Origin of the sequence: Roseicyclus sp., from assembly GCF_018402035.1 — a bacterium.
In the GTDB taxonomy this organism is placed as follows: domain Bacteria; phylum Pseudomonadota; class Alphaproteobacteria; order Rhodobacterales; family Rhodobacteraceae; genus Roseicyclus.
Genome location: NZ_JAGYJN010000069.1, coordinates 1 through 1,555, shown reverse-complemented (window position 1 = coordinate 1,555; position 1,555 = coordinate 1). Strand labels below are relative to the sequence as shown.

The following is a 1,555-nucleotide window of genomic DNA, read 5'->3' as shown; positions in this document are numbered from 1 at the left end:
GCAGATCTTGCGCTAAAAACTCCATATTGCCACTCAGCGGCCCTCCTGGAGGGCAACGGCATAGCAAGCCTTGAAGACATTGCCAAGGCTCTGCTCAGTTATGACCTACCTCAGATTGAATACAACGGGCTGCGCACAAAGCGGATGGTTGGCGATGTACTAACCAAGAACGGCGTTGTTGAGCCGATCAGGTCGGGCAAGACCATCTTAGGCTACAGGCTTGTAGGGGATGGTCTCTCAGAGGCCCAGAGAGAGTCGCTGAGCGCCCTGTGTGATGAGAAGCTGGCCGACTTCATCGAGAGAAGGGGTGGCGCTGTATAGGGCGAAAAACACTTGTTCAGTAGGCAGAACCATGCGACCTTCCCTTCATTAGGCAGGCCACCCAAGTTCGACAGCAAAACGACTAAGTAATTGATATTGTTATGTCGGTATTCGCCATTGTGTGACTACCGAGCGAGGATCAGGCAGGTTTTGGCAGGTCGAGGGTGTCGAAGAGCTCCAATTGTTCCGGCGTAATTGTTGAGAGGCCCTCCAGGGTTCGCTCGCCAATATTGGTTGTGTGGCGTTGAATGCGCTGGAGCAGATCGAGAGCGGTCTTTGGGCTTGCGCTGTGACCTTTGGCCTTCAGCCGCATGCGCATGACGCGGTAGAGGACGAGAGCGAGGAAGCAGATCATGGCATGGGCACGGATACGATCGGGCAGGCGGTGGTGAACCGGTGCGATCTCGATGTCGGATTTCAGGACGCGAAAGCCGCGCTCGATGTCCGCCAGGCCCTTGTAGCGCGCAACAGCCTCGGCTGGGCTCAGATCCGGCGCGTTGGTGATCAGCGTAAGCTTGCCGTCGAAGAGCTCGGCCTGGGCGATGGCGTCTTCATCGACGCGCCAGCTGAACCGATCTGCATTCAGATCGGCCTTGAGGAAGCGGGAGAGCTCGGCTTCCGCGACGGCACGGATAAAGCGGCTGTAGGCACCGCGGTCGGAGGCGCGGCGTCCCTTGGCAGTCTGTCCGGCATCCTGGGCGTCGAGCTTGCCGACCATCTTCTCGGCCATGGCGTCGAGCTCGGTGATGCGGGCGCGCCGTCGGTCGCCCTGTTCGGCCGCCCGGAAGGGGTCGTGGGCGACGATCAGGCGGTGACCGGCAAACCGATCCTCGGCCAGCCCGGCCTCGTCGAAGGCCATGCGCCTGAAGGTCTCGACCAGATCACCGTAACGGCGTGCGGGGACCGCCAGGATGAACTCCAGCATGCGCCCACCCTGCTCGGCCAGCGATGTCAGGGCGTCGATGTTGTCGAGGCTCAGAAGCCCGCGGTCTGCCACCAGGATGATACGCTCGATCGGGAAGCGTTCCAGGACGGTGGCCAGCATAGCCTGCAAGGTCTTGGTCTCGGCCACGTTGCCCGGATGCACGGTGTGCATGAGCGGCAGGCCCTCGGCGGTCTGCACGACGCCGAGGACGAACTGGCGGGCGATACCGCCTGTCTCTTTGTTCATGCCATAGGCACGGATGTCGTCGTCGACCTCGCCTTCGCCATGGATGCGCACGGTGGTCAGGTC

At 61.2% G+C, this 1,555-nt stretch carries 1 protein-coding gene and 1 pseudogene; one reads left to right on the top strand and one right to left on the bottom strand.

The window, feature by feature from the left end:
* Positions 1 to 321, top strand: a pseudogene (locus tag KG698_RS15215) (hypothetical protein); the annotation flags it as partial.
* Positions 322 to 460: 139 nt separating this feature from the next.
* Here the strand turns inward: KG698_RS15215 and KG698_RS15210 are convergent.
* Positions 461 to 1,555: IS1634 family transposase (locus tag KG698_RS15210; RefSeq protein ID WP_213686388.1), on the bottom strand; the 1,095-nt coding region annotated here is incomplete at its 5' end.